At 67.8% G+C, this 25,508-nt stretch carries 20 protein-coding genes and 1 other RNA gene; 6 read left to right on the top strand and 15 right to left on the bottom strand.

Annotated elements, in window-relative coordinates; genetic code table 11:
- Nucleotides 1-115 precede the first annotated feature (115 nt).
- Nucleotides 116-721, bottom strand: coding sequence for a recombination mediator RecR (gene recR, locus ACZ1A1_RS20875; protein WP_203317496.1), 606 nt, complete (start codon nt 719-721; stop codon nt 116-118).
- Between the two features lie 59 nt (nt 722-780).
- Here recR and ACZ1A1_RS20870 point away from each other — a divergent pair, with 59 nt between their 5' ends.
- Entirely contained in the window at nt 781-1,392 is a 612-nt protein-coding gene (locus ACZ1A1_RS20870; RefSeq protein ID WP_463621512.1) for an MOSC domain-containing protein, read from the top strand.
- Here ACZ1A1_RS20870 and ACZ1A1_RS20865 read toward each other — a convergent pair whose 3' ends face one another.
- From ACZ1A1_RS20865 to ffs, 4 genes are all read right to left on the bottom strand, one after another.
- The gene (locus ACZ1A1_RS20865; protein ID WP_463621429.1) at nt 1,393-2,004 is read right to left on the bottom strand and encodes a LysE family translocator; all 612 of its coding nucleotides are present in this window, start codon (nt 2,002-2,004) and stop codon (nt 1,393-1,395) included.
- Nucleotides 2,005-2,038: 34 nt separating this feature from the next.
- Complete coding sequence (locus tag ACZ1A1_RS20860) at nt 2,039-2,362, bottom strand: YbaB/EbfC family nucleoid-associated protein (protein ID WP_203317494.1); 324 nt, start codon at nt 2,360-2,362, stop codon at nt 2,039-2,041.
- A gap of 86 nt (nt 2,363-2,448) precedes the next feature.
- Entirely contained in the window at nt 2,449-4,323 is a 1,875-nt protein-coding gene (locus ACZ1A1_RS20855; protein ID WP_463621428.1) for a DNA polymerase III subunit gamma/tau, read from the bottom strand.
- A gap of 44 nt (nt 4,324-4,367) precedes the next feature.
- Nucleotides 4,368-4,465, bottom strand: an RNA gene (ffs, locus tag ACZ1A1_RS20850) — signal recognition particle sRNA small type.
- Nucleotides 4,466-4,609: 144 nt separating this feature from the next.
- Here ffs and ACZ1A1_RS20845 point away from each other — a divergent pair.
- Entirely contained in the window at nt 4,610-5,035 is a 426-nt protein-coding gene (locus ACZ1A1_RS20845) for an HIT domain-containing protein (RefSeq protein WP_463621427.1), read from the top strand.
- Nucleotides 5,032-6,006, top strand: a complete 975-nt coding sequence (gene nudC / locus ACZ1A1_RS20840; RefSeq protein WP_463621426.1) for an NAD(+) diphosphatase — start codon at nt 5,032-5,034, stop codon at nt 6,004-6,006. Before ACZ1A1_RS20845 ends, nudC begins: the two co-directional genes overlap by 4 nt.
- On the opposite strand, the gene ACZ1A1_RS20835 is transcribed toward nudC, so the two are convergent.
- From ACZ1A1_RS20835 to ACZ1A1_RS20825, 3 genes are all read right to left on the bottom strand, one after another.
- A complete protein-coding gene (locus tag ACZ1A1_RS20835) occupies nt 6,007-6,243 on the bottom strand; it encodes a hypothetical protein (RefSeq protein ID WP_463621425.1) in 237 nt (78 codons plus the stop codon).
- 83 nt (nt 6,244-6,326) lie between these two features.
- On the bottom strand, nt 6,327-7,178 hold the full coding sequence (locus ACZ1A1_RS20830; RefSeq protein WP_119257615.1) for a prephenate dehydratase: 852 nt from the start codon (nt 7,176-7,178) through the stop codon (nt 6,327-6,329).
- A gap of 14 nt (nt 7,179-7,192) precedes the next feature.
- Nucleotides 7,193-7,948 carry a 3-deoxy-manno-octulosonate cytidylyltransferase gene (locus tag ACZ1A1_RS20825; RefSeq protein ID WP_463621424.1) on the bottom strand — a complete coding sequence of 252 codons (756 nt, stop codon included), beginning with the start codon at nt 7,946-7,948 and terminating at the stop codon, nt 7,193-7,195.
- A 152-nt stretch (nt 7,949-8,100) separates the two neighbouring features.
- On the opposite strand from ACZ1A1_RS20825, the gene ACZ1A1_RS20820 reads away from it, so the two are divergent.
- Nucleotides 8,101-8,847: a c-type cytochrome gene (locus tag ACZ1A1_RS20820; protein ID WP_463621423.1), complete on the top strand. Its 747-nt coding sequence runs from the start codon at nt 8,101-8,103 to the stop codon at nt 8,845-8,847.
- A 70-nt stretch (nt 8,848-8,917) separates the two neighbouring features.
- On the opposite strand, the gene ACZ1A1_RS20815 is transcribed toward ACZ1A1_RS20820, so the two are convergent.
- Nucleotides 8,918-9,862, bottom strand: a complete 945-nt coding sequence (locus ACZ1A1_RS20815; RefSeq protein WP_463621422.1) for an AEC family transporter — start codon at nt 9,860-9,862, stop codon at nt 8,918-8,920.
- 511 nt (nt 9,863-10,373) lie between these two features.
- Here ACZ1A1_RS20815 and ACZ1A1_RS20810 point away from each other — a divergent pair.
- Nucleotides 10,374-15,824, top strand: a complete 5,451-nt coding sequence (locus tag ACZ1A1_RS20810) for an alpha-2-macroglobulin family protein (protein WP_463621511.1) — start codon at nt 10,374-10,376, stop codon at nt 15,822-15,824.
- A gap of 11 nt (nt 15,825-15,835) precedes the next feature.
- A complete protein-coding gene (gene pbpC, locus ACZ1A1_RS20805; protein WP_463621421.1) occupies nt 15,836-17,920 on the top strand; it encodes a penicillin-binding protein 1C in 2,085 nt (694 codons plus the stop codon).
- A gap of 668 nt (nt 17,921-18,588) precedes the next feature.
- Here pbpC and ACZ1A1_RS20800 read toward each other — a convergent pair.
- From ACZ1A1_RS20800 to ACZ1A1_RS20775, 6 genes are read right to left on the bottom strand one after another with little or no spacing between them, the layout of a single operon-like run.
- A complete protein-coding gene (locus ACZ1A1_RS20800) occupies nt 18,589-19,389 on the bottom strand; it encodes a crotonase/enoyl-CoA hydratase family protein (protein ID WP_463621420.1) in 801 nt (266 codons plus the stop codon).
- The gene (locus ACZ1A1_RS20795; RefSeq protein ID WP_463621419.1) at nt 19,386-20,261 is read right to left on the bottom strand and encodes a hydroxymethylglutaryl-CoA lyase; all 876 of its coding nucleotides are present in this window, start codon (nt 20,259-20,261) and stop codon (nt 19,386-19,388) included. The genes ACZ1A1_RS20800 and ACZ1A1_RS20795 overlap by 4 nt, the downstream gene beginning before the upstream one ends.
- Nucleotides 20,258-22,243, bottom strand: coding sequence for an acetyl/propionyl/methylcrotonyl-CoA carboxylase subunit alpha (locus ACZ1A1_RS20790; protein ID WP_463621418.1), 1,986 nt, complete (start codon nt 22,241-22,243; stop codon nt 20,258-20,260). Before ACZ1A1_RS20790 ends, ACZ1A1_RS20795 begins: the two co-directional genes overlap by 4 nt.
- A 14-nt stretch (nt 22,244-22,257) precedes the next feature.
- Nucleotides 22,258-22,641, bottom strand: a complete 384-nt coding sequence (locus ACZ1A1_RS20785) for a RidA family protein (protein ID WP_463621417.1) — start codon at nt 22,639-22,641, stop codon at nt 22,258-22,260.
- A 12-nt stretch (nt 22,642-22,653) separates the two neighbouring features.
- Nucleotides 22,654-24,261: a carboxyl transferase domain-containing protein gene (locus ACZ1A1_RS20780; RefSeq protein ID WP_463621416.1), complete on the bottom strand. Its 1,608-nt coding sequence runs from the start codon at nt 24,259-24,261 to the stop codon at nt 22,654-22,656.
- A complete protein-coding gene (locus tag ACZ1A1_RS20775) occupies nt 24,261-25,409 on the bottom strand; it encodes an isovaleryl-CoA dehydrogenase (RefSeq protein WP_463621510.1) in 1,149 nt (382 codons plus the stop codon). Before ACZ1A1_RS20775 ends, ACZ1A1_RS20780 begins: the two co-directional genes overlap by 1 nt.
- Nucleotides 25,410-25,508: the final 99 nt, after the last annotated feature.

The raw sequence follows: 25,508 nt of genomic DNA, 5'->3' as shown, positions 1-25,508 counted from the left end.
TTGAATCGTGGCACCGCCTCGCCCCCAGCCGATCTCCCCCCTTGTGGGGGAGATGCCCGGCAGGGCAGAGGGGGGTGAAACGCCGCAGCCATCCAAGCATCGTCAAAAACCTTCCTCAGATCGCCGTGCGGGCGCGCAGCGCCGCTGTCAGGGTGCCTTCGTCGAGATAATCGAGCTCGCCGCCGACGGGCACGCCATGGGCGAGCCGCGTGATCTTCACGTCGAGGCCGGAGAGCTGGTCGGTAATGTAATGCGCCGTCGTCTGGCCCTCGACGGTCGCGTTGACGGCGATGATCAGCTCGCGCACGTCCCCTTTCGCCACCCGGTCGACGAGCCCGCGGATGTTGAGATCATCAGGCCCGACGCCGTCGAGCGGCGAGAGCGTGCCGCCGAGAACGTGGTAGGCAGCGTTCATCGCGCCGGCGCGCTCCAGCGCCCAGAGGTCGGAGACGTCCTCGACGACGATGATGACCGACTGGTCGCGCCGCACATCGGTGCAGACCGTGCAGGGATCGCTGGTATCGACATTGCCGCAGCAGGAGCAGATGCGCACCTTGCGATGCGCCTCGCCCATCGCCTCGGCGAGGGGACCGAGAAGCTGGTCCTTCTTCTTGACGAGATGCAGCGCCGCGCGGCGCGCCGAGCGGGGCCCGAGGCCCGGCACCTTCGCCAGAAGCTGGATGAGTTTTTCGATTTCGGGGCCGGTGACTCGTTTTGCCATTGCCGGTATCTAGCCCATATCAAGGGGAAACGGAATCCACCTCGCGGGAGGCAGCACTGATCAGGATAGTCGCGGTATGCACGGGCCTTGCCCGGCCGGTTCCCGGCAAAAGCTACAAGACCGGCATTTTCAAGACACCGACCGAGGCTGCCGTGGTCGTCGACCGCGAAGGCCTTCTCGGCGACGCCATCTGCAACCGCAAACACCATGGCGGGCCGGAACAGGCGGTCTACGGCCTCGGCTCCGTCGATCTCGACTGGTGGTCGAAGGAGCTCGGCCGGACCGTCGCGCCCGGCACCTTCGGCGAAAACCTCGTCATCTCGGGCGTCGACAGCCGCAGTGTTTCCGTCGGCGACCGGTTCGAGACGGAGAGCGTGCTCCTCGAAGTGACCTCCACCCGCATTCCCTGCAACACGCTGACCGCCCGGATGGGCGATCCGGCCTTTGCGAAACGCTTCATGCAGGCGGGCCGGCCGGGCTTCTATTGCCGCGTCCTGCGCGACGGCGTCATCCAGGCCGGCGATGCCGTGACCTACACGCCCTTCGACGGCGAGCCCGTCACCATGCCGGAGCTGCTGCGCACCTACGGCAAGAACCTTGCCGAGGAGGACCGCCTCCGCTACCTCGCCGCGCCGATCAACGACAAGCTGCGCGCGGCGCTCACCGGCTGATCAGCGGGTGGCGATGGCGGCCGCCGCACCGGCCATCGTGCCGGCGCTGACGCGGTTTGCGATGCGCACGGCGCGCGGGCTCTTCAGGAAGAGACGGGCGCGTGAAGCGAGGAAGACCCAGGCGAGATCGATGGCGACGAGCACGACGAACATGGTCGCCACCAGCTCCGCCCAGCCGGCGAGCGTGACGGCGCTAAGATCGATGATCGCCGGCAGCAGCGCGACATAGAACATCATGATCTTGGGATTGCCGAGCGTCACCGTCAGCCCGGCGAAGAAGAGCTTTGCGCCCGAGCGCGCCTCGGGCAAGGCCTCCTCGCCCGTATCGGCCGGCGCGGACCACATCTTCCAGGCGAGATAGAAGAGATAGGCGACGCCGAGCCACTTGATGGCGACGAAAGCGGCCTGGAAGGTCTCGGCGATCGCGGCAAGGCCGAGCACGGCGCAGGTGAGCCAGACGCCCTCGCCGATCCACATGGCGGCGAGGAAGGGAAGCACGTCCCTCGGCCCGCGGGACAGCACACGGGCGACCAGAGCGGCGATGCTCGGGCCGGGCGAGCCGGCCGCCATCATCAGCGCGCCGGCAAAGACAAGCAGGGTCGTCAGGCTCATGGGAATTCCTCCTCGGAGCCCTAAACCTACAGGATCAGAACGGCAGTTTGAAGCCGGGCGGGATCGGCAGGCCGGCGGTCAGCGCCTTGGTCTTCTCCGCCGCCTCGGCCTCGGCCTTGTCCTTGGCATCCTTGTGGGCGGCGACGATCAGGTCCTCGAGGATCTCGACATCGTCTTCCTTGAAGAGCGAGGGATCGATCTTCAGGCCCTTGAGCGTGCCCTTGCCGTCGAGCGTGACGGAGACGAGGCCGCCGCCGGAGGTGCCGCTCACTTCGAGCGCGGCGATCTCCTCCTGCATCTTCTCCATCTTGGCCTGCATTTCCTTGACCTTGCCCATCATGCCCATGATGTCGCGCATCGGCCTCTCCTCTTCGTCTCGTGCTGTTAGAGTCTTTGTTTTCGCAATCCCGGACGCAAAACCGCTTCGCACTTCTGCCGGGATTGCTAGTGTTCGATATCGTCGCCGGGCAGGATGTCGCCCTCGGCGGATTCGGCGGCGGCCACGGCCTCGACGGTCTCGGCCTCGTCTTCCGTTTCCTGCACCTTGATCCGTACGTCGGTGATCTTGGCGCCTGGGAAGCGCTGCAGGATGGCGGCGACGTCGGGGTCCTGGCGGGCATCGGCGACGCGCGCTTCCTGCGCCATGGTTTCGGCTTCCGACAGGGTCGGCCCGCCGGCTTCGCGCGAGAGGATCACCAGCCAGCGCATGCCCGTCCATTCGACGAGCCGGTTCTGGAGATCGGCGACGAGCGATTTCGGCGCATCCGGGGCAAGGCCGATTTCCAGCTTGCCGGGCTCGACGCTCACGGGGCGGACAAAGGCACGCACGAGGGCGCGCAGGCGGATGTCGCGGTTCTTCGTGCAGAGATCGGCGATGTCGGAGATCGACGTGACCGGAACCTTCGGCGTGGCGGTCGGCTGCTCGGCGGGAGCGGCCTCGGTGCGGCCAATGGGCTGGGGCGCGGGATCGGCCTGCGGCACGGCACGCAGCATGGTTGCGCCGTTCGACTGGGCGCGCAGAGGTGCATCCGGCTGGCGCGCGACGGCGGAAACGGACGCCTGCGCCGAGGGCTGGCCGGAAGAAGCGCCGGATTGCGGCGCGCGGCCGCCATTGCCGCCGCCCTCGCCGCTCGAAAGCTCGGCGAGCCGGCGCGCGGCCTCTTCCGGCGAGGGAAGGTTGGCGGCATGGGCGAGGCGGATGATGACCATCTCGGCGGCACCCGCAGGGCGGCTGGAGGCCTCCGTTTCCGGAATGCCCTTCAGCAACATCTGCCACATGCGCGAAAGCGCGGTGACGGCGATGGAATTGGCGAACTCGACGCCGCGCGTGCGCTCGATCTCGCTCAGCGACTGGTCGCCGGTGGCATCGGGCACATATTTCATGCGAGTGACGAGATGGGTGAAATCGGCAAGGTCCGTCAGCACGACCGAGGGGCTGGCGCCCGCCTCGTACTGCGCGGCGAATTCGGCCAGCGCCGCCGCCGCATCGCCCTTCACGACATGCTCGAAGAGATCGACGATGCGGGCGCGGTCTGCAAGGCCGAGCATGGAGCGCACGGCCTCCACCTCGACACGGCCCGCGCCATGGGCGATCGCCTGGTCGAGCAGCGACAGGCCGTCGCGTGCCGAGCCCTCGGCCGCGCGGGCGACCATGGCGAGCGCGTCCGGCTCGAACTCGACGCCTTCCTTGCCGAGGATGGTGGTGAAGAGGCCGACGAGATCCGACGCGCCGATGCGGCGCAGGTCGAAGCGCTGGCAGCGCGACAGGACGGTGATCGGCACTTTCCGGATTTCCGTCGTCGCGAAGATGAACTTCACATGCTCCGGCGGCTCTTCCAGCGTCTTCAAGAGGCCGTTGAAGGCCTGCGTGGAGAGCATGTGCACTTCGTCGATGATATAGACTTTATAGCGCGCCGAGACCGGGCGGTAGCGCACCTGCTCGATGATCTCGCGGATATCGTCGATGCCGGTATGGGAGGCGGCGTCCATCTCGATGACGTCGACATGGCGGCCTTCCATGATCGCCTGGCAGTGCTCGCCGGGCACGCGAAGGTCGATGGTCGGCTTGTCGATCTCCGGCGTCTTGTAGTTCAGCGCGCGGGCGAGGATGCGGGCGGTCGTCGTCTTGCCGACGCCGCGCACGCCGGTCAGCATGTAGGCCTGGGCGATGCGCCCGGTCTCGAAGGCGTTGGTCAGCGTGCGGACCATCGGCTCCTGGCCGACCATGAGATCGGAGAAGTCCTTCGGACGATACTTGCGGGCAAGCACGCGGTAGGCGGCCGGCTTCTCGGTGGACGGATTTGAGGTTGCGTCGCTCATCGACCCTGCCGTTAATCGAACGTCTGTCCCGACAGGACGGAAAGGTGGGAGGCTGGCACGATGACCCGTGCCGGGGCTCGTTAGGGCTGCTTCCTTCCGGACCTGACCCGGTTGGCGAGTGGCTCGTCCACCACCAACCTCCCGCTCCCCATATCGGCAATATTCCATCCGAATGCAAGCGGAGGCGATAAAAAACTGTTGGAGCGAAATCGGGTGCGTGGCATGAATCGTCCGTTCCGGACGCAAAACCAGCTTGAGCTTTTGCCGGTAGTGCGTTGCAACGAGCATGCGGGAGGGCCCCTTGAGCGATTTTCGACCCGACGAACGGCTGGTTCGCGACAGCGATCTCGTAACGAGGATCGGCCTGTGCGAATTGCGCCTCATGAAGGACAAGCGCTGGCCCTGGCTGGTGCTCGTGCCGCAGCGGGCGGATGTCAGCGAGGTCTTCGACCTGACGCCGCTCGACCAGACCATGCTGACCTTCGAGACCAATCTCGTGGCCGAGACGCTGAAGACGGTGACCGGCGCGACGAAGATCAACACCGGCGCGCTCGGCAACATCGTCCGCCAGCTCCATGTGCATGTCGTCGCGCGCAGCGAGGGCGACCCGAACTGGCCCGGCCCCGTCTGGGGCCACGGCACTGCCGAGCCGCGCTCGGCCGAGGAAACCAAGGCCTTCGCCGCCAAGCTGCTGGACGCACTGACCCCATGAAGCCATCGCTTTTCGATCTCTACCGCCCACATCCGGAACCCAGCACCATGGTGGCCTTTGCGGAAAACAGCCTCGACCGCCAGTCGGAGCACCGTGCGCCGGACTGCCTGGAGCAGGCTTTCAGGGCGGAGAACGTGCATGCCTTCGCGCTGGCCGGCGGCAAGCTGGTCGTCAAGCATGACGAGAAGATCATCGATCCGCTCTTCGCCCCCTACGAGCTCGCCGAACTCGGCCCGATGCCGGAGGACGCCGTCCTGCTCGGCTACCTGAAGAACGGCGAGCCGCGGCTGGCGATCCCCGTCAAGGCCGATCCCGATACGCTGCAGGAGCCGCTGAAGGCGGCCGACGGGCGCACGCTCTACCGCCAGCAAATGCTCGACGACGACCTGCTCGGCCAGTTCGCCCAGGCCTCCAGCCTGATGACCTGGAACGGCAACAACCGTTTCTGCGGCAAGTGCGGTTCGCCGACCCGCTCGGAGATCGGCGGCTACCGCCGCGTCTGCGAGGCCTGCGGCCACACGATCTTCCCGCGCACCGACCCGGTCGCGATCATGCTGGTCATCGATATCGAGCGGGACCTGTGCCTGCTCGGCCGCTCGCCGCATTTCCCGGAGGGCATGTATTCCTGCCTTGCCGGCTTCCTGGAGCCGGGCGAGACGATCGAGCATACCGTGCGTCGCGAGACCTTCGAGGAATCCGGCATCCGGGTCGGCCGCGTGCGCTACCACGCCTCGCAACCCTGGCCGATGCCGCATTCATTGATGATCGGCTGCTATGGCGAGGCGATCTCCTTCGACATCCGCCGCGACGAGCAGGAGCTGGAGGACTGCCGCTGGTTCACCCGCGAGGAGACGGCGGCGATGGTGGCGCGCGGCGCGCTGTCGGGCGTCGCGCCCGGCATGACCACGCCGCCGCCGAAGGGTGCCATCGCGCACCGGCTGATGCGTGACTGGCTCGACTGGGACGGCTGATCAGCGCAGGCCGAGACGAGGCTGGTCGCCGGGATGCTGGCGCAGCCTGAGGCTCGGCGCCATGAAGCGCGCAATGACCGGGCTGACGAGGAAGGTGACGACGATCCAGGCCGGCAGCAGGTATTTCGCGTGCTCGTTGAGGACCGGAACGGCGAGGATGGCGATGGCGCCGGCACCGAAGACGACGGCGTTCACCATCATCGATACGAGAATGGTAATATAGGTGATCGTGCGCATGGGCATCTCCTTTCCATGGAAAATGCCCGCGCGGCGGCGCGGTTCCGCGCCGCCTGACGATCGTCAAGTCCTGGACGGATCGCTCAGAACGCGCTGCGCATCGGATGCGCGCGATAGGTGCCGAGGATGCGGACCTTTTCCGAGAAGAAGCGCAGCTCCTCCAGCGCGCGGCGCACCGGCAGGTCGTCCGGATGGCCCTCGATATCGGCATAGAACTGCGTGGCGTAGAACTTGCCGCCGATCTGGTAGCTTTCCAGCTTCGTCATGTTGATGCCGTTGGTGGCGAAGCCGCCCATCGCCTTGTAGAGCGCAGCCGGGATGTTGCGCACGTTGAAGACGAAGGTGGTGACGATGGTCTCGTCGCCGTCACGCACGACCGGCACCGGATCGCGCGAGAGCACGACGAAGCGGGTGACGTTGCTCTCCGTATCCTCGACATTCTCGGCGATGATCGACAGGCCGTAGAGGTCGGCGGCAAGGCGCGGGGCGAGCGCCGCCATGGTGCGGTCGCCGGTCTCCGAGACGAGCTTGGCCGCGCCCGCCGTGTCGCCGGCGATCACCGGCTTCCAGCCGTTGAGGCGGACAATCTTGCGGCACTGGCCGAGCGCGTGGATATGGCTGTGGACCGTGCGCACCTCGTCCTTCGTCACGCCCGGCAGGACCATGAGCTGGAAGCGGATCGGCATGAAATATTCGCCGACGATGTGCAGGCGCGATTCCGGCAGGAGATGATGAATGTCGGCGACGCGGCCGGCAATCGTGTTCTCGATCGGGATCATGCCGAGATCGGCATCGCCGTTCTCGACGGCAAGGAACGCGTCCTCGAAGGTCTGGCAGGGCAGCGGCTCCATGTTCGGGAACATGTCGCGGCTCGCCATGTCGGAATTCGCGCCGAACTCGCCCTGGAAGGCGATCTTGTTGGTCTTCGTGATCATGGCAGGTATCCGTATCAGATGGGATGGGCGGCGAGCATCGCGCGGGCCTTTTCGAGGTCGGCGGGAGTATCGACACCGAGCGGAACGGTGTCAACGATCTCCGCATCGATGCGCATGCCGGCCTCCAGCGCCCGAAGCTGCTCCAGCGATTCCCGCCTTTCCAGCGTCGAGGGCGGCAGCGTCACGAAGGTCTCCAGCGCCTTGCGGCGATAGGCATAAAGGCCGATGTGGTGGTAGAGCGGGCCGTTGCCGTAGGGCGCGGTCGCGCGCGTGAAATAGAGCGCGCGCAGGCGGCTTTCGCCGATGGGCGAGCCGACGACCTTGACCACGTTGGGATTGGCCTTCTCGTGCTCGTCGCGGATCTCGGTGGTCAGCGTCGCGATGTCGGTCGCGGCGTTCTCCAGCGGGCGCAGGGCGGCGCGGATGGTTTCCGGGTCGATGGTCGGCAGGTCGCCCTGGACATTGATGACGAACTCGGCGCGGCCTTCCGGGTCGCTCTTGGTCAGCGCCTCGTGGATGCGGTCGGAGCCGGACTGGTGGTCGACACGGGTCATCACCGCCGCAAAGCCCGCCGCGACGACGGCGTCGAAAATGTCCTGGTGATCGACGGCGACGACGACGCGGCCGACATCGGCCGCGGCGGCCCGGCGCGCAACCTGCACGATCATCGGCAGGCCCGCAATGTCGGCGAGCGGCTTGCCGGGAAGCCGGGTCGAGGCCATGCGCGCGGGAATGAGGACGAGGCTCTTGTCAAAATTGGCGCGATTCATCTCAGGCCCTTCAAAACCCCCTGGAAAAGTGTCAATAAGTCTCAGTGCGGGGGCTACAATCACTGTTGCAACGAAGCAGCAAAAGACATAGGTTCCGCGCGATTTCAAGACTGGCCGGTGTCAGGTCCGCCGGTTGCTAGGGGAGCGTTTGGATGAACTCTTATGTGAACATGGGCGTGGGTGCCCTTCTGGGCACCGTCTTCGTACTGATGTCCGTGTCGATCGCTTCTGAAGGCATTTTCCATTCGGGCGCTCCCGAGAAGGAAGGCTTCGCGATCGTGGCCGAGGAAGCAGGCGGCGAGGCAGCGGGCGGCGATGAAGCCGCGAAGGCCGTTCCGATCGCGACCCTGCTTGCCAGCGCCGACGCGGGCGCAGGCGAAACCGTCTTCAAGAAATGTGCGAGCTGTCACACCGGGGAGAAGGGCGGACCGAACAAGGTCGGCCCCAACCTCTGGGACGTCGTCAACCGCCCGATCGCCTCGCATGAGGGCTTCAGCTATTCCGCAGGCATGACCACCTTCTCCGAAGGCCACAAGGTCGTCTGGGACTTCGATCACCTGAACTTCTTCCTCGAAGCGCCGAAGAAGCACGTTCCGGGCACCGCCATGGGCTTCGCCGGCCTCAAGAAGGACGACGAGCGCGCCAACCTGATCGCCTACCTGCGCACGCTCTCCGACAATCCGGCGCCGCTGCCGACCGCTTCGAGCGAAGGCGCGGCTGCGACGGAAGGCGCAGCCCCCGCTGAGGGCGGCGCGGCCACCGAAGGCGGCGCTGCGGCAACGCAGGACGGTGCGGCGACCCCGGCCGAAGGCGGCGCGGCAACCACGACCGAGGGCGCGGCTCCGGCCGAGGGCGGCGCGACGCAGGGCACCACCACGGAACAGCCGGCCGCTCAGTAAGGAGCGCCAGCCACGGATTTGGAAAACCCGGCCTTCGCGCCGGGTTTTTTGTTGCCGGCGAAAGGGGATCTCAACCGAGCAGCCAGGCCCAGAAGGAAACGGTGAAGACGCCGAGCGCCGTCGTCATGGTGATGGTCGAGGAGGCGAGCGCGTGGCCGACGCCGAAATGGTTGGCGAGCAGCCAGGCGTTGACGCCGGTCGGCACGGAAGAGGTCAGCACCATCGCCGCCGTCCATTCCGGCGAAAGGCCGAGCAGCCGGCAGGCGACATAGACGGAGCCCGGCAGGACGAGGAGCTTGAGGCCGGTCATGGCGAGCGCGATGCCGGCATTGCCGCCGACCTTGTACTTGTTGAGCGCCATGCCGATGGAGACGAGCGCGGCCGGCGCGGCAAGGGCGGCGAGCTGGTCGATCACCACCTTCACCGGGCCGGAGAGCGGAACGCCGCCGGTATGGAACAGCGCGCCGGCGACGAGGCCGATCACCAGCGGGTTGCGCGCGAGGCTCCGGCCGATGCCGAGCAGCAGCGCCGCAAAACTCTGCGGCTCGCGCGTGTGCTCCTTGCGCTCGGCCCGCTCCATCAGCACCGTACCGGCAATCATCATGACCGGCAGGTGCACGGAGATGAGGACGGAGAGCGCTACCACGCCGTCGTTGCCGACGATGCGCGAGACGAGCGGCAAGCCGATGAAGATGGTGTTGGCGAAGGCGGAGGAGACCCCGGCGAGCACGCCGATGCGCCGGTCGCGCCCGAAACCCAGCGTCGCCGCGAAATGGGCTACGGTCCAGGTGAAGGCGACGCCCGCGAAATAGGCGACCCAGATGCGCAGCGGCGATTCACCGGAGAAATTCGCCTCCGCGATGGTGCGGAAGAGCAGCACCGGCACGGCGACGCGGAAGACGAACTCGCCGAGCCCCTCGCCCAGCTCCTCCCTGAGATAGCCGGTGCGGACCAGCAGCCAGCCGATCAGGATCAGCGCGAAGATGGGCAGGACATTGAAGGCGACGTCCGACATGAAACCGTCCGGGAAGCGGGAGGAGCCGCAGGGCGGCCGCCCTGCGGCCTCATGGGTAGGGCAATCGGCGGGCCGGAGCAATTCCGCCCGGCGCGGAACCCGGCCGTACAAATGAAAAAAGCGAGGGTTGCACCCCCGCTTCCTCATCCCGGCCTGACCGGGGAAGTGTTTCGCGCAGGTGCCAGTACATCCGTGGTCACCGCGTTTGCGAAACACGACTTTCGTGTCTGACGAGGTTCTAGCTGCCCGCCGTTACAGCGGTATGACAGAAGAGCGCCCGTCGATGTTTTGCAGTCTGCGTCCATATGGTTAACAAAAGGTTAACGCGGCAGGGATCGAAAAATTTCGCATTTCCGGCGATTGAACGGCGGATCTCAAACGTCTTCCCCCTGATTTCCTGCGCCACCTCTTGCAAGGCTCTCCGAAACGCCCGGTCTTTCGATTGACAAGCCGGGACGGGGTCTGAAGAGTGGCGGCAACGAGACGGCAGCGGTAGGAGGACTTGATGTCTATGCGCGCATTCTTCGGTTTCACGGCTCTGGTTCTCTCGGCCGTCGCCTCGCCACCGCAGGCCGCCCATGCGGAAGAAACCCGCACCATCGTCACCACCGAGAACAGCGACTATTTCGGCTTCGACCTGCGCACCGTGCAGGACGTCACGCTCGACCAGTGCAAGACCGACTGCATCGACGACATGTCGTGCCGCGCCTTCACCTATAATCCCAAGGTGAAGTGGTGCTTCCTGAAGAGCGACTTCAACCAGATCAACCATTTCCAGGGCGCCATCGCCGGCAAGATCGTCAAGGCCGACAATGCCGCCGATATCGGCGCCGCGCCCGCGCTCTCCTTCATCAGCGAATACATGATGAACGACGCCCGCGCCTTCCGCGACAATCTCGCCTTGCCGGCGGATCAGGTCGGCCAGGGGGCGGAAAGCCTCGCCTCGCTCGGCCGCATCGAGACGGCCTCCGACCGCTTCGACCAGGCGCTCGCCGCCTTCCGCGGGGCGCTGTCGCTGGCGCCGGACGACTATTATCTCTGGATCGAGACGGCCGAATCCATGAGCCGCGCGACCAACAACAGCTATCTCGCCGGCCAGGGCGCGCTGGCGGCGATCAACGCCTACCAGCTTTCGCGCACGAGCGAGACGCGCGCCCGGGCACTTGCCGTGCTCGGCGACACGCTCGACGTTTCCGGCAGCTACCGCGCCGGCATCAATGCCTACAAGGCGAGCCTCGAAGAGAAGGAAGACGTCGCCGTCCGCTCGGCCTATCTTAACCTCCGGGCCCGGCAGGGCTTCCGCGTGGTGAGTCACACGATCGATTCCGACAGCGCCAGCCCGCGGGCCTGCGTGGAATTCTCCGAGCCGCTGGTGAAGTCCGGCGCCGACTACGCCTCCTTCGTCACGCTCGACGGCGCAGCGCCCAAGGCCGTGGAAGCCAAGGACCGGCAGATCTGCGTGGAGGGCCTGAAGCACGGCCAGCGCTACAAGATCGCCTTCCGCCCCGGCCTGCCCTCCTCCGTCGACGAGCCGCTCGCGGCCGCCGTCGACCTCGACATCTACGTGCAGGACCGCACCGCCATGGTGCGTTTCACCGGCGACGGCTTCGTGCTGCCCGGCAGCGTCCGCCGCGGCATTCCCATCGTCTCGGTCAACACCGACAGCGCCGACCTGAAGCTCTACCGCGTCGGCGACCGCGCCATCGCCGGACTGCTCGCCGACAGCCGCTTCCTCACCCAGCTCGACGGCTATTCGGCGAGCAATATCGAGAACCAGAACGGCGAGCTCGTCTGGGAAGGCAAGATCGACATCTCGCCGGAGCTCAACAAGGACGTCGTCACCAGCTTCCCGGTCGACGAGGCGCTGCCCGAGCGCAAGCCCGGCGTCTACGTGCTGACCGCCGCGGCGACGAACGGCCGCAGCAACGAATGGGACTCGAAGGCGACGCAATGGTTCGTCGTCTCGGATGTCGGCCTCACCACCTATGCCGGCACGGACGGGCTCAACGTCTTCGCCCGCTCGCTCGACAGCGCCGGCCCGCTGGAAGGCGTCGAGCTGCAGCTCATCGCCAGGAACAACGAGGTGCTCGGCACCGCGACGACCGATGCCGACGGCCGCGCCACCTTCACCGCCGGCCTCATCCGCGGCACCGCCGCCAACACGCCCGCCGTGATCCTCGCGAAGAAGGGCGAGGGCGACTTCGTCTTCCTCGACATGACGCGCGCCGGCTTCGACCTTTCCGACCGCGGCGTCACCGGCCGCCCGGCGCCGGGCGCCATCGACGTGCTCACCTGGACGGAACGCGGCATCTACCGCGCCGGCGAGACGGTGCATGTCGCGGCGCTTGCCCGCGACATCGAATCGAACGGCGTCGAGAAGCTGCCGCTCACCTTCGTCTTCAGCCGCCCTGATGGCGTCGAGGACCGCCGCATGGTGGCCGACGGCGCGGCGCTCGGCGGCTATGCCGTCGACCTGCCGCTCATGGAAAACAGCATGCGCGGCACCTGGACCATGCAGGTCTACACCGACCCGAAGGGCACGGCGATCGCCGAAAAGCAGTTCCTCGTCGACGACTTCGTGCCGGACCGCATCGAATTCGACATGAAGACGGACGCGAAGTTCGTCGATGCCGAGACGCCGGCCCCCATCACGGTCGAGGGCCGCTATCTCTACGGCGCGCCGGGCGCGGGGCTCGAGATCGAGGGCGACGTCGCCCTGAAGCCGACGCGCCAGGATGCCGCCTATCCGAACTATGTCTTCGGCCTTGCCGACGAGGAGGCACTGGAGGAGAACCGCATCCCGCTCGACGGCCTCGACGTGCTCGACGAGGAGGGCAGGACGACCTTCGACCTCACCGTCTCCGACCTTCCCTCCACCACGCAGCGCCTCGAAGCGCTTGTGACGCTGCGCATGAAGGAGGCGGGCGGCCGCGCGGTCGAACGCAACCTGACGCTGCCCGTCAAGGCATCCGGCCCGATGATCGGTGTGAAGCCGGAATTTGCCGGCGAGCTTTCGGAGAACAGCGTCGCCAACTTCCACGTCGTCGCCGTCGATCCTGATGGCGCGAAGGCGGCGATGCAGGGCCTGCCCTGGAAGCTGCTTTCCGTCGAGCGGAACTATCAATGGTATCGCGACGGCAGCTCCTGGCGCTACGAGCCGGTGCTCTCGACGACGCAGATCGCCAACGGCACGCTGGACGTGACCGCCGACGGCGGCCGCATCTCGGTTCCCGTCACCTGGGGCCGCTACCGCCTCGAAGTGGAGAGCCCCGAGCCGGACGGCCCGGCGACCAGCATCGAGTTCGACGCCGGCTGGTATGTCGCGGCGACCTCGACGGAAACGCCCGACGCGCTGGAAATCTCGCTCGACAAGGAAAGTTATGCCGTCGGCGAGACGGCGAAGCTCAAGGTCTCGCCGCGCCATGCCGGCCAGCTCCTCGTCACCATCGGCGCGGAAAGCCTGATCGCCACCCAGACCGCCACCATCGGCGCCGAAGGCGGCGAGGTGGAAATCCCGGTCACCGAGGAATGGGGCTCCGGCTCCTATGTCACCGCGACGCTCTTCCGCCCCGGCTCCGACCAGCAAAGCCGCATGCCGATGCGCGCCATCGGCATCACCTGGCTGAAGGTCGATCCCGCCGCGCGCAAGCTGAACATCGCGCTCGACGTGCCGGAAAAGACCCTGCCGCGCCAGCCGCTCGACATTTCGCTGAAGGTCGCGGGCGCCGGCGCCAATGAGGAGGCCTATATCACCGTCGCCGCCGTCGATGTCGGCATCCTCAACCTCACCCGCTACGAGGCGCCCGATCCGGCCGGCTGGTATTTCGGCCAGCGCCGCCTCGGCATGGAGATCCGCGACATCTACGGCCGCCTGATCGACGGCTCGCTCGGCACGACGGGGCGCCTGCGCACCGGCGGCGACGGCGGCGAAGGGGCGCTGCAAGGTAACCCGCCGAAGGAAAAGCTCGTCGCCTTCTTCGCCGGCCCGGTGAAGCTGGATGCGGAGGGCAACGCCAAGGTCAGCTTCGACATTCCGCAGTTCAACGGCACCGCCCGCGTCATGGCCGTAGCCTGGACGAAGACGGGCGTCGGCAGCGCGTCGAAGGACGTCGTCATCCGCGATCCGGTCGTGGTGACGGCGAGCCTGCCGAAGTTCCTCGCCCCCGGGGACCGTGCGGACCTGAGGCTCGACATCGCCAATACCGATGCGCCGGCCGGCGACTACACGGTCGAGGTCACGCACAATGCCTCGGTCATGGTCGATCAGACCGGCGCCGGCCAGACGCTGACGCTGGAGCCCGGCGGCAAGACCGCGCTCACCCTGCCGCTGATCGGCGGAGAAGCCGGTGACGGCCTCGTCACCGTCAGGCTGACGAACGGCGCCGACATGTCGCTGGAGCAGGTGCTCAACGTGCCGGTGCGCCCGGCCGCCATGCCCATCACCACGCGCCGGCCCATCGAGATCGCCGCGAACGGGAGCCTGACCATCGACGACCAGCTGCTCGCCGACAGCCAGCTTGCCGGCGCCTCGGTCAGCCTCAACGTCTCGCGCGCCGCCGCCTTCGACATTCCGGCCCTCCTGATGGCGCTCGACCGCTATCCCTATGGCTGCACGGAGCAGACGACGAGCCGCGCCCTGCCGCTCCTCTATCTGAGCGAGCTTTCCAGGCAGTCCGGCCTGCCGGAGGACACGGAAACGCAGAAGCGGGTGCAGGACGCCATCTATCGCGTCCTCGCCAACCAGTCCTCCTCCGGCAGCTTCGGCCTCTGGTCTCCCGGCTATGGCGACCTCTGGCTCGACGCCTTCGTCACCGACTTCCTGACCCGCGCCCGCGAGCAGAAGTTCGAGGTGCCGGAACAGGCGATGGTGCAGGCGCTCTCCAACCTGCAGAACGCCCTCTCCTATGACGTCAACGTCTCGACCCAGGGCAACGAGATCGCCTATGCGCTCTACGTGCTCGCCCGCAACCGCAAGGCCGCGATCAGCGACCTGCGCTATTATGCGGATACGAAGCTCCCGGAGTTCTCCTCGCCGCTCGCCCGCGCGCAGATCGCCGGCGCGCTCGGCCTCTATGGCGATGCCCAGCGCTCGATGACCATCTTCTCCAACGCGCTCGGCCTTTCGCGCGAGACCGTCATGAATGCCAGCCTCTCGCGCACCGACTACGGCTCGTCGCTGCGCGACGGCGCGGCGATCCTGGCGCTCGCCGCGGAAAGCCGGCCGGTTCCCGATGTCATTCCGGACCTGACCAAGCTCGTCGCCAAGCAGTGGGATAACAAGCGCTGGACCAGCACGCAGGAACAGACCTGGATGCTGCTCGCCGCGCGATCCGTGCGGGATGCTGACAAGGGCCTTAAGCTGGAGATCAACGGCGCGCCGCGCGACGGCGGCTATGCCGCGCAGATGACCGGTAAGTCCCTGCTGGAGCATCCGCTGACCATCGCCAACCGCACCGGCGAGCCGGTCTCGGCCATGCTGACCACCGTCGCGGCCCCGGCCGATCCGCTACCGGCCGGCGGCGACGGCTTTGCCATCGAGCGTACCTACTACACGCTCGACGGTGAGGAGGCGAACATCACGGAGGCGACGCAGAACGAGCGCTACGTCGTGGTGCTGAAGGTGACGGAGCACAACAGCTGGCCGTCGCGCATCATCATCACCGACCTCCTGCCCGCCGGCTTCGAGATCGACAATCCGAGCCTCGTCGACAGCGCGAAGCTTTCCAACTTCGACTGGCTCGGCGAGACCGAGGCGGCGCATACGGAGTTCCGCTACGACCGCTTCGTGGCGGCCTTCAACCGCAGCGAGGGCGACAACCGCGAGGTGACGCTCGCCTATGTCGTGCGCGCCGTGACCCCCGGCACCTACGACCTGCCGGCCGCGCAGGTGGAGGACATGTACCGTCCGCAATACTCCGCCCGCACGGCGACCGGCCGCATGCAGGTCGTCAAGGCCGAGTAGGAGGAGGCGCCATGGCGCTCTGGCGCAAGCTCCTCGTCGGTTCCCTGAGCGGGGCGGCGGCTATTGCCGCCCTCGCCTTCGGGCTCGACCGTGCGGACCACGCCTATCCGCCGCCCGTCGGGGTGGTGGATACCGTCTCGAAGGAAGTGCTCGACCGCGACGGCCGGCTGCTGCGCGCCTTCGCGACGCCGCAGGGGCACTGGCGGCTGAAGACCACGGCCGCCGATGTCGATCCGCAGTTCGTCCGCATGCTGCTTGCCTATGAGGACCGGCGCTTCAACGCGCATTCCGGCATCGATCCGCTGGCGCTGCTGCGCGCCGCCGGCCAGTTCGTCACCAGCGGCCATATCGTTTCGGGCGGCTCGACGCTCTCCATGCAGGTCGCCCGCCTGATCGAACCGCGCGAGAGCCGGTCGATGCTCGCCAAGCTGCGCCAGATGGCGCGCGCCGTCCAGCTCGAGCGGCGGCTCTCCAAGGCCGAGATCCTCGACCTCTACCTGACGCTCGCCCCCTATGGCGGCAATCTCGAAGGGGTGCGGGCGGCGAGCCTCGCCTGGTTCGGCAAGGAGCCGAAGCGGCTGTCCGTCGCCGAAGCCGCCCTCCTCGTCGCCCTGCCGCAGCTTCCCGAAAAGCGCCGGCCCGACCGGCACCGGGACGTCGCGGAAAAGGCGCGCGAGCGCGTTCTGAACCGCATGGCCGTCTCCGATATCATCGGCGAGGGGGAGGCCGAGCGCGCGAGCGCCGAGGCCATCCCCACCCGCCGCCGGCAGCTTCCGTCCTATGCCGCCCACCTTTCGGAGCTCGCGCTGCGCAAGGATCCGAAGGCGGTCACGCGCAGCACCACGCTCGACCGCACCGTGCAGGACGGGCTGGAGACCGTCGCCCGCGAGGCGGCCGAACGGCTCGGGCCGAAGGTCTCCATCGCCATGGTGATGGCCGATGCCCGCACCGGCGAGATCCTCGGCGAAGTCGGCTCGGCGGATTATTTCGACGGCAGCCGCGCCGGCTGGATCGACATGACGCGCATCCGCCGCTCGCCCGGCTCGGCGCTGAAGCCGTTCATCTACGGCCTCGCCTTCGAGGAGGGCCTCGTCGCGCAGGAGACCATCGTCGAGGATCGCCCCGCCGATTTCTCCGGCTATCGCCCGCGCAATTTCGACATGACCTACCAGGGCGACATCAGCGTGCGCAAGGCCCTGCAACTGTCCCTCAACGTGCCCGCCGTGCGCCTGCTCGACGCCGTCGGCCCGACGCGGCTGATGGTGCGCTTCCGCCGCGCCGAGGTGCGGCCCGAGCTGCCGCCGGGCGAGACGCCCGGCCTTGCCATCGGCCTCGGCGGCCTCGGCATCACGCTGCGCGACCTCACCCAGCTCTATGCCGCGCTCGCCAATCGCGGCATGCCGGTCCGGCTCGGCGACGGCATCACGGGGGATGCCGCCGTCATCGACGGCGATCCGCTGCTCGATCCCGTCGCCGTCTGGCATGTCTCGGACGTGCTGTCCGGCGTCATCCCGCCGACCGGCAGCCGCCGGCTCGGCATCGCCTACAAGACCGGCACGAGCTACGGCTACCGCGACGCCTGGTCGATCGGATACGACGGCCGGCATGTGCTCGGCGTCTGGGTCGGCCGCGCCGACAACGGCGCCGTGCCGGGCCTGACGGGCTACGGCGCCGCCGCGCCCATCCTCTTCGAAGCCTTCTCGCGCTCCGGCGTCGCCATCACCGCGCTGCCGCGCGCGCCGGCCGGCGCCGTGCGCATCGCGCAATCGGAACTGCCGGCCAGCATGCGCCGCTTCTCCACCACGTCGAGCGGCCTCGTCGTGACCGCCGGGCGCGAGCCGGCGCCGGAGATCGTCTATCCGCCGGAGGGTGCCCATGTGGAGCTCGGCGCGACGGCGGCGGGCGCGATCTCGCCGCTCGTCCTGAAGCTCCAGGGCGGCCGCGCACCCTTCCGCTGGCTCGCCAATGGCAAGGTGCTGCCCGACGCCGCACGCCGGCGCACGACGCAGTGGACGCCGGAAGGCGCGGGCTTCTCGACGCTGACGGTGATCGACGCTGCCGGGCGAGCGGCAAGCGTGCGGGTGTTCATCGAGTAGGGGTGACGCTTCTCATGGGGCGGGTCTGCCCCTCATCCGGCCTGCCGGCCACCTTCTCCCCGCAAGCGGGGAGAAGGAGATATGCCGCGCCGGTTTCCTCAACCAATGGTCGCAAGTGGGGTACACCCCTGCTCCCGTAGGCGGCAGGGTCACCGCCTATGGAATTCGACGTCGCCGTCCTTCCCTTCTCCCCTCGGGGAGAAGGTGGCCCGAAGGGTCGGATGAGGGGGGCGGCAAAGAGAAACTTTTCTTTCTGCCTTCGGCATCCCCCCTCATCCGCCTGCCGGCACCTTCTCCCCGCTGGGGAGAAGGGGATATGCCGCAACGGTTTCCCAAACTTCCAAGGTTGCGTGGGGCAAGTCCCCTCTCCCCGCTTGCGGGGAGAGCGACTGTCTTGAATTGCAAGACGGTAAGAGGCTTTGGAACGAGGAGTTTGTTGAGAATTTCGGTGCCCCATCCTTGCGCATAGCGGGCTTGGTCCCCGGCCGGAGCTTGGCCCAAGCGACTGTACGGGCTTGGGAAATCCCGGCGAGTGTCCCAAGCTCTCCCACGAACTTTAAGTTCTCAGAGCTATCGGGCTTGGTCGCCGATCTCCCCGGGCCGGCCAGCCCAGGGAGCAAAATCCAAGTTACAAGGGTTAGGGTGAGGGGCAAGCCAAACTCGCAACGTCACGCTTTCGTGTCGACCAATACCCAGCCCGGCTTGCGCTTCTCCAGAAAGGCCGAAATCCCCTCCCCCGCTTCGGGCGTCTCCCAGGTATCGGCAAGCCGGGTCAGCGTCATCTCGATGACCTTGTCGTCGATGGGCGGGGCGAGCGCATGGGCGAGCGCCTTCGCCGCCGCCACCGCATTTGGCGAGGCCGCGAAATAAGGCGCGATCTCCGCCTCCACGGCCTCGTCCAGCGCCTCCGGCGCCACGATACGGCTGACGAGGCCGATGTCGCGCGCGACCGCCGCATCGAACAGGCGGGCGGAGGTGGCGAAGCGCAGGAAGGCCGCGGGGCCGATGCGCGCGGCGACATAGGGGCTGATCGTCGCCGGGATAAGGCCGAGGCGGGTTTCGGTGAGGCCGAAGCGGGCGCCCTCCACGGCGATCGCCGCATCGCAGACGCTGATGAGCCCGACGCCCCCGCCATAGGCCTGCCCGTTGACGCGGGCGACGAGCGGCTTCGGCAGGTCGCGCAGGGCCTTCAGCATCAGCGCGAGGCGGCGCGCCTCGGCGATGCGTTCCTCGCGCGTCGCGGCGATCTGCTCCTTCATCCAGTTGAGGTCCCCGCCGGCGCAGAAGCTCTCGCCCTCCCCGGTGAGGACGACGACGCGCACCGCCCTGTCCTCGGAAAGCAGGCCGGCGACGGCGGTCAACTCGCGGATCATCAGGCCGGACAGCGCGTTGTGCTGGGCGTGGCGACGTAGCGTGAGAGCGGCGACGCCGCGCCGATCGACGGATACGGAAATCGTCTCGAAATTCATGGCTGCACCTCCTCATGATGCATGCCGGTGATGCGGCGGGCGAAGGCCGCGGCAGCGGCGAGCTTTTCCGGGTCGAGCCCCGTTTCGTAGTCCGTCTCGGCCAGCATGTCGGCGACGGCGAGCGTATCCACATTGCCGCGCGCGCCTGGCGCGAAGGGGCAGCCGCCGAGCCCGCCGACCGAGGCGTCGAAGACGGAGAGCCCATGATCGAGCGCGACGCGGATATTGTCGAGCGCCATTCCGCTCGTATCGTGAAAATGGCCGGCGAGGTTTTCCGGCGCGGCGATCTCCAGCACCGCCTCCAGCATGGCCGCAATCTCGCTCGGCCACGCGCGCCCGATCGTGTCGCCGAGGCTCACCTCATGGCAGCCGAGGTCGAGGAGCTGGCTGGCGACCTCCGCCACGGCCTGCGGCGCGACCGGCCCGTCATAGGGGCAGCGCACGACGCAGCTGACATAGCCGCGCAGCGGAACGCCGTCGCGCCGCGCCGCTTCCGCCACCGGGCGGGCGCGTTCTATGCTCTCGGCGATCGAGCAGTTGAGATTGGCGCGCGAAAAGCCCTCGGAGGCCGAGAGGAAGACGGCGACCTCGTCGACGCCGGCCGCCCGCGCCGCCTCGTAGCCCTTCATGTTGGGCACCAGCGCCGAATAGGAAACGCCCGGCCGGCGCCGGATGCCGGCCATCACCTCGGCGCCGTCGGCAAGCTGCGGCACCCATTTCGGGCTGACGAAGCTCGTCGCCTCGATGCGCCGGAAGCCGCAGGCGGACAGGAGTTCGATCAGCGCGATCTTGTCGGCGGCCGGAATGATCGCCTTCTCGTTCTGCAGGCCGTCGCGGGCCGCCATTTCCACGATTTCGATGCGCCGCCTCATGTCGCCTCCTCGGGCTCCAGCGCAAGAAGCAGCGCGCCTTCCGCCACCTGGTCGCCCACCGCCACCGGCACCGCCGCCACCACGCCGTCGCGCGGGGCGGCCAGCACCAGTTCCATCTTCATCGCCTCCATGGTGACGAGCGGCTCGCCCCTTGCGACGCGCGCGCCCGGCCCCACCGCCACGATCCGCACCAGCCCCGGCATCGGCGCCGAAAGCCGGTCGCCGCCCGCTCCCGCCTCGCCTTGATGGCCGGCCTCCCCGGCAATCGCGAAGGCATGGCCGTGGCCGCCGAAGAAGACGGCGATATCGGCCCCGTCGCGATGAACCGTCGCCGGCAGCACGCGGCCGTCGAAATCGACCCGCAGGGACGCGCCGTCCGCCAAGAGCACGCGCAGGTCCGTCGCCACGCCATCGTGCTCGATCCGGAAGCCGTCCCCGCCGCGGATCGTCACGCGAAGCGCGTGCTCCGTTCCGCCATGATCGAGAAAGACCGTCTGCGCCGCCTCTTCCCACAGCCGGAAGCCACGGAGCCGGCCCCATGGATCTGGATCGGCAGGCGCTTTAAGGAAGCCGAGCGCGGAGAGGGCGGCGAGCGCGAAAACCTCCTCGGATGCCTCGGGATCGGCCAGCAGCCCCTCGCCCGCGCGGCCGATCAGCCCCGTATCGACATCCCCTTCCGCGAAGGCCGGCAGGCGGCAGAGGCGGGCGAGGAAGCCGGCATTGGTCACCAGCCTGCCGACGCGGCATGCTTCGAGCGCCGTTTCCAGCTTCGCCAGCGCCTCGGCGCGATCGCGGCCATGGGTGATCACCTTGGCGATCATCGGGTCGTAATAGGGGGTGACGACATCGCCGGCGCGCACGCCGGAATCGACGCGGGCGCCTTCCGGCAGGTCGAAGACCGAGAGGCGGCCGGTCGCCGGCAGAAAGTCGCGGGCCGGGTTTTCCGCATAAAGCCGCGCCTCGAAGGCCCAGCCGTCGATGGAGAGCGCCTCCTGCCGCTTCGGCAGCGGCTCGCCCGAAGCGACGCGGAGCTGCCATTCGACGAGGTCGAGCCCGGTGATAGCCTCCGTCACCGGATGCTCCACCTGCAGGCGGGTGTTCATCTCCATGAAATAGAACCGGTCCTGCCGGAGCCCCCCGGAAACGTCGGCGATGAACTCCACCGTGCCGGCGCCGCTGTAGCCGATCGCCGCGGCCGCGCGCACGGCCGCCGCGCCCATTACCGCACGCATCTGCGCCGTCATGCCGGGCGCCGGCGCTTCCTCGATCACCTTCTGGTGCCGGCGCTGGAGCGAGCAGTCCCGCTCGAAGAGGTGCACGACATCGCCGTGCCCGTCGCCGAAGACCTGCACCTCGATGTGGCGGGGCTTGGCCATGTATTTCTCGACCAGCACGCGGCCGTCCCCGAAGGCGCTTTCGGCCTCGCGGCGGGCGCTTTCCAGCGCGGCGGAAAAATCGGCGGGGTCATCCACCCGCCGCATGCCCTTGCCGCCGCCGCCGGCGCGCGCCTTGATCAGCACGGGATAGCCGATGGCCTCGGCCTCGCCGGCGAGGAAGGCGGTGTCCTGCCTGTCGCCGTGATAGCCGGGCACGACGGGCACGCCCGCCTTTTCCATCAGCGCCTTGGCGGCGTCCTTGAGGCCCATGGCCCGGATGGCGTTGGCGGAGGGGCCGATGAAGACGAGGCGCGCGGCCTCCACCGCCTCGACGAAACCGGGGTTTTCCGAAAGGAAGCCGTAGCCGGGATGCACCGCCTCGGCGCCGCTCGCCTTTGCCGCCTCGATGATCGCCGGGCCGTTCAGGTAGCTCTTTGCCGCCTCCGCCGGGCCGATGCGGATCGCCTCGTCGGCCATCCCGACATGCAGCGCCGCCCGGTCGGCATCCGAATAGACGGCGACCGTCGCCACACCCATGCGCCTTGCGGTGCGGATGATGCGGCAGGCGATTTCGCCGCGATTGGCGATGAGGATCTTCCTGAACATCCCGGCTCCGCTTCTCACTGGGCTGCGACGGCTTCGACTTCCAGCAGCCATTTTCCATCGAAGATCGAGGTGATGACGACGCTCATCGCCGGCGCGAGGGCGCCGAGATATTCGCTGCGGATCTCGCGGTTGGCGGTGGCGTGGTGCCGGTCGGAGAGGAAGGTCGTGACCTTGACGAGGTCCGCCTTCGTCATGCCCGCCGCCTTCAGCTGCGCGTCGACATTGCGCCAGACGAGCCGCGCCTGGTCCTCGAAACTCTCCGGCACCTTGTCGTCGTCCGAGACGGGGATCTGGCCGCTGACGAAGACCAGCGCCTTGAAATCCTCGATCTTCACGGCCTGCGAATAGCCGCCGCGCGGGGCGGGTGCATTTTTGGCATTGATCGATTCGCGTTTCATGACTTGCCTCCTCTACATCCTGAAGACGCCGAAACGGGTGGGCTCGACGGGCGCGTTGAGCGCCGCCGAGAGCGAGAGCGCCAGGACGTCGCGCGTCCGGCGCGGATCGACGATGCCGTCGTCCCAGAGCCTTGCCGAGGCATAGAGCGGGTGGCTCTGGCGGGCGAACATGTCGATGGTCGGCTGCCTGAAGGCGGCCTCCTCCTCCATGCTCCAGCTCCCGCCCGCCCGCTCGATGCCCTCGCGCTTGACCGTCGCCAGAACGCCGGCCGCCTGCTCGCCGCCCATGACGGCGATGCGGCTGTTCGGCCAGGTCCAGAGGAAACGCGGCGAATAGGCCCGGCCGCACATGCCGTAATTGCCCGCGCCGTAGGAGCCGCCGATCAGCACCGTGATCTTCGGCACGCTTGCGGTCGCGACCGCAGTGACGAGCTTGGCGCCATGCTTGGCGATGCCCTCCGCCTCGTATTTGCGGCCGACCATGAAGCCGGTGATGTTCTGCAGGAAGAGAAGTGAGATGGAACGCTGGGCGCAGAGCTCAATGAAATGCGCCCCCTTCAGCGCCGCCTCGGAGAAGAGCACGCCATTGCTGGCGATAATGCCGACGGGCAGGCCATGCAGGGCGGCGAAGCCGCAGACGAGCGTGGTGCCGAAGCGGGCCTTGAATTCGTCGAAGCGCGAGCCGTCGACCACGCGGGCGATCACCTCGCGCACGTCATAGGGCGTGCGCGTGTCGGCCGGCACGATGCCGAGAAGCTCTTCCGGGTCGTAGAGCGGGGCATCGCCCGCGCCGGACCTCACGACCGGCGGCTTGTGCGTGTTGAGATTGGCGGCGATCCCCCGGGCGATGGCGAGCGCATGGCGATCATCGCGCGCCAGATGATCGGCGACGCCGGAAAGGCGGGTGTGCACATCGCCGCCGCCGAGGTCCTCGGCCGTCACCACCTCGCCCGTCGCGGCCTTCACCAGAGGCGGGCCGGCGAGGAAGATCGTGCCCTGGTTCTCGACGATGACGGTCTCGTCGCTCATCGCCGGCACATAGGCCCCGCCCGCCGTGCAGCTTCCCATGACCACGGCGACCTGCGGGATGCCGGCGGCGGACATCTGCGCCTGGTTGTAGAAGATGCGGCCGAAGTGGTCGCGGTCGGGGAAGACCTCGTCCTGGTTGGGCAGGTTCGCCCCGCCGGAATCGACGAGATAGATGCAGGGCAGACGGTTTTCCGCGGCGATCTCCTGCGCGCGCAGATGCTTCTTCACGGTGATGGGGTAATAGGTGCCGCCCTTCACCGTCGCGTCGTTGCAGACGATCATGCATTCGCGGCCCGAGACGCGGCCGATGCCGGCGATCATGCCGCCGGAGGGCGAGGCGCCGTCATAGAGGCCATGGCCAGCGGTCAGGCCGATTTCGAGGAAGGGCGAGCCGGGGTCGAGAAGCTGCGCCACTCGGTCGCGCGGCAACAGCTTGCCGCGCGAAAGGTGGCGCTCGCGCGCCTTCGCCCCGCCGCCGTCCATGGCAAGGCTCGCGGCCTCTTCCACCAAGGCCAGCGCGTCCAGCATCGCCTTGCGGTTTGCCGCGAAGGTCTCGCTGCGCGTGTTCACGGCCGAAGGGAGAACCGGCATCACAGCGTCTCCTGGAAGATTTCGCGGCCGATCAGCATGCGGCGGATTTCCGAGGTGCCGGCGCCGATCTCGTAGAGTTTCGCATCGCGCAGCAGGCGGCCAGTCGGATAGTCGTTGATATAGCCGTTGCCGCCGAGCGACTGGATGGCCTCCAGCGCCAGCCTGGTCGCCATCTCGGCGGAATGGAGGATGCAGCCGGCGGCGTCCTTGCGCGTCGTTTCGCCCCGGTCGCAGGCGCTCGCCACGGCATAGACATAGGCGCGGCAGGCATTGAGCGCGACATACATGTCGGCCACCTTGCCCTGCATGAGCTGGAACTCGCCGATGGGCCGGTCGAACTGCTTGCGCTCGTGAAGATAGGGCACGACGATGTCGAGACAGGCGGCCATGATGCCGAGCGGGCCGCCGGACAGCACGACGCGCTCGTAATCGAGGCCGGACATCAGCACGTTGACGCCACGCCCCACGGTGCCCATCACGTTCTCCTCCGGCACCTCGCAGTCGGTGAAGACCAGCTCGCAGGTATTGGAGCCGCGCATGCCGAGCTTGTCGAGCTTCTGCGCGGTGGAGAAGCCCTTGAAGCCCTTCTCGACGAGGAAGGCGGTGATACCGCGCGACCCGGCTTCGGGATCGGTCTTGGCATAGACCACCAGCACGTCCGCATCCGGCCCGTTGGTGATCCACATCTTGCTGCCGTTGAGGATATAGCGCGGCCCACGCTTTTCCGCCCGCAGCTTCATCGAGACGACATCCGACCCCGCCCCCGGCTCGGACATGGCGAGCGCGCCGACATGTTCGCCGGAGATCAGCTTGGGCAGGTACCGTTCCCGCTGCTCCCGGCTGGCATTGCGGACGATCTGGTTGACGCAGAGATTGGAATGGGCGCCGTAGCTGAGGCCGACCGAGGCCGAGGCGCGGCTGATCTCCTCCATCGCCACGCAATGGGCGAGATAACCCATGCCGGCACCGCCGAAACTTTCCGGCGCGGTGATGCCGAGAAGGCCGAGATCGCCCAGTTCCCGCCAGAGCGGCATCGGAAAATCGTTGCTGCGGTCTATCCCGGCGGCCTGCGGGGCAATCCTGTCGGCCGCAAAGCGCCGCACGCTCTCGCGCAGCGCCTCGATATCCTCGCCAAGCCCGAAGCTCATGCCGGCGTCATACATGTCGTCCTCCCTCGCGGCCGCGCGGCGGCCCGCAGGCCCTCCTCCACGAAAGCCACGTCCCTAATGTAGTCGCTTTGGCGGGGA

The organism is Shinella sp. R2-11, from assembly GCF_055330205.1.
This window is presented reverse-complemented; position numbering and strand designations above follow the sequence as displayed.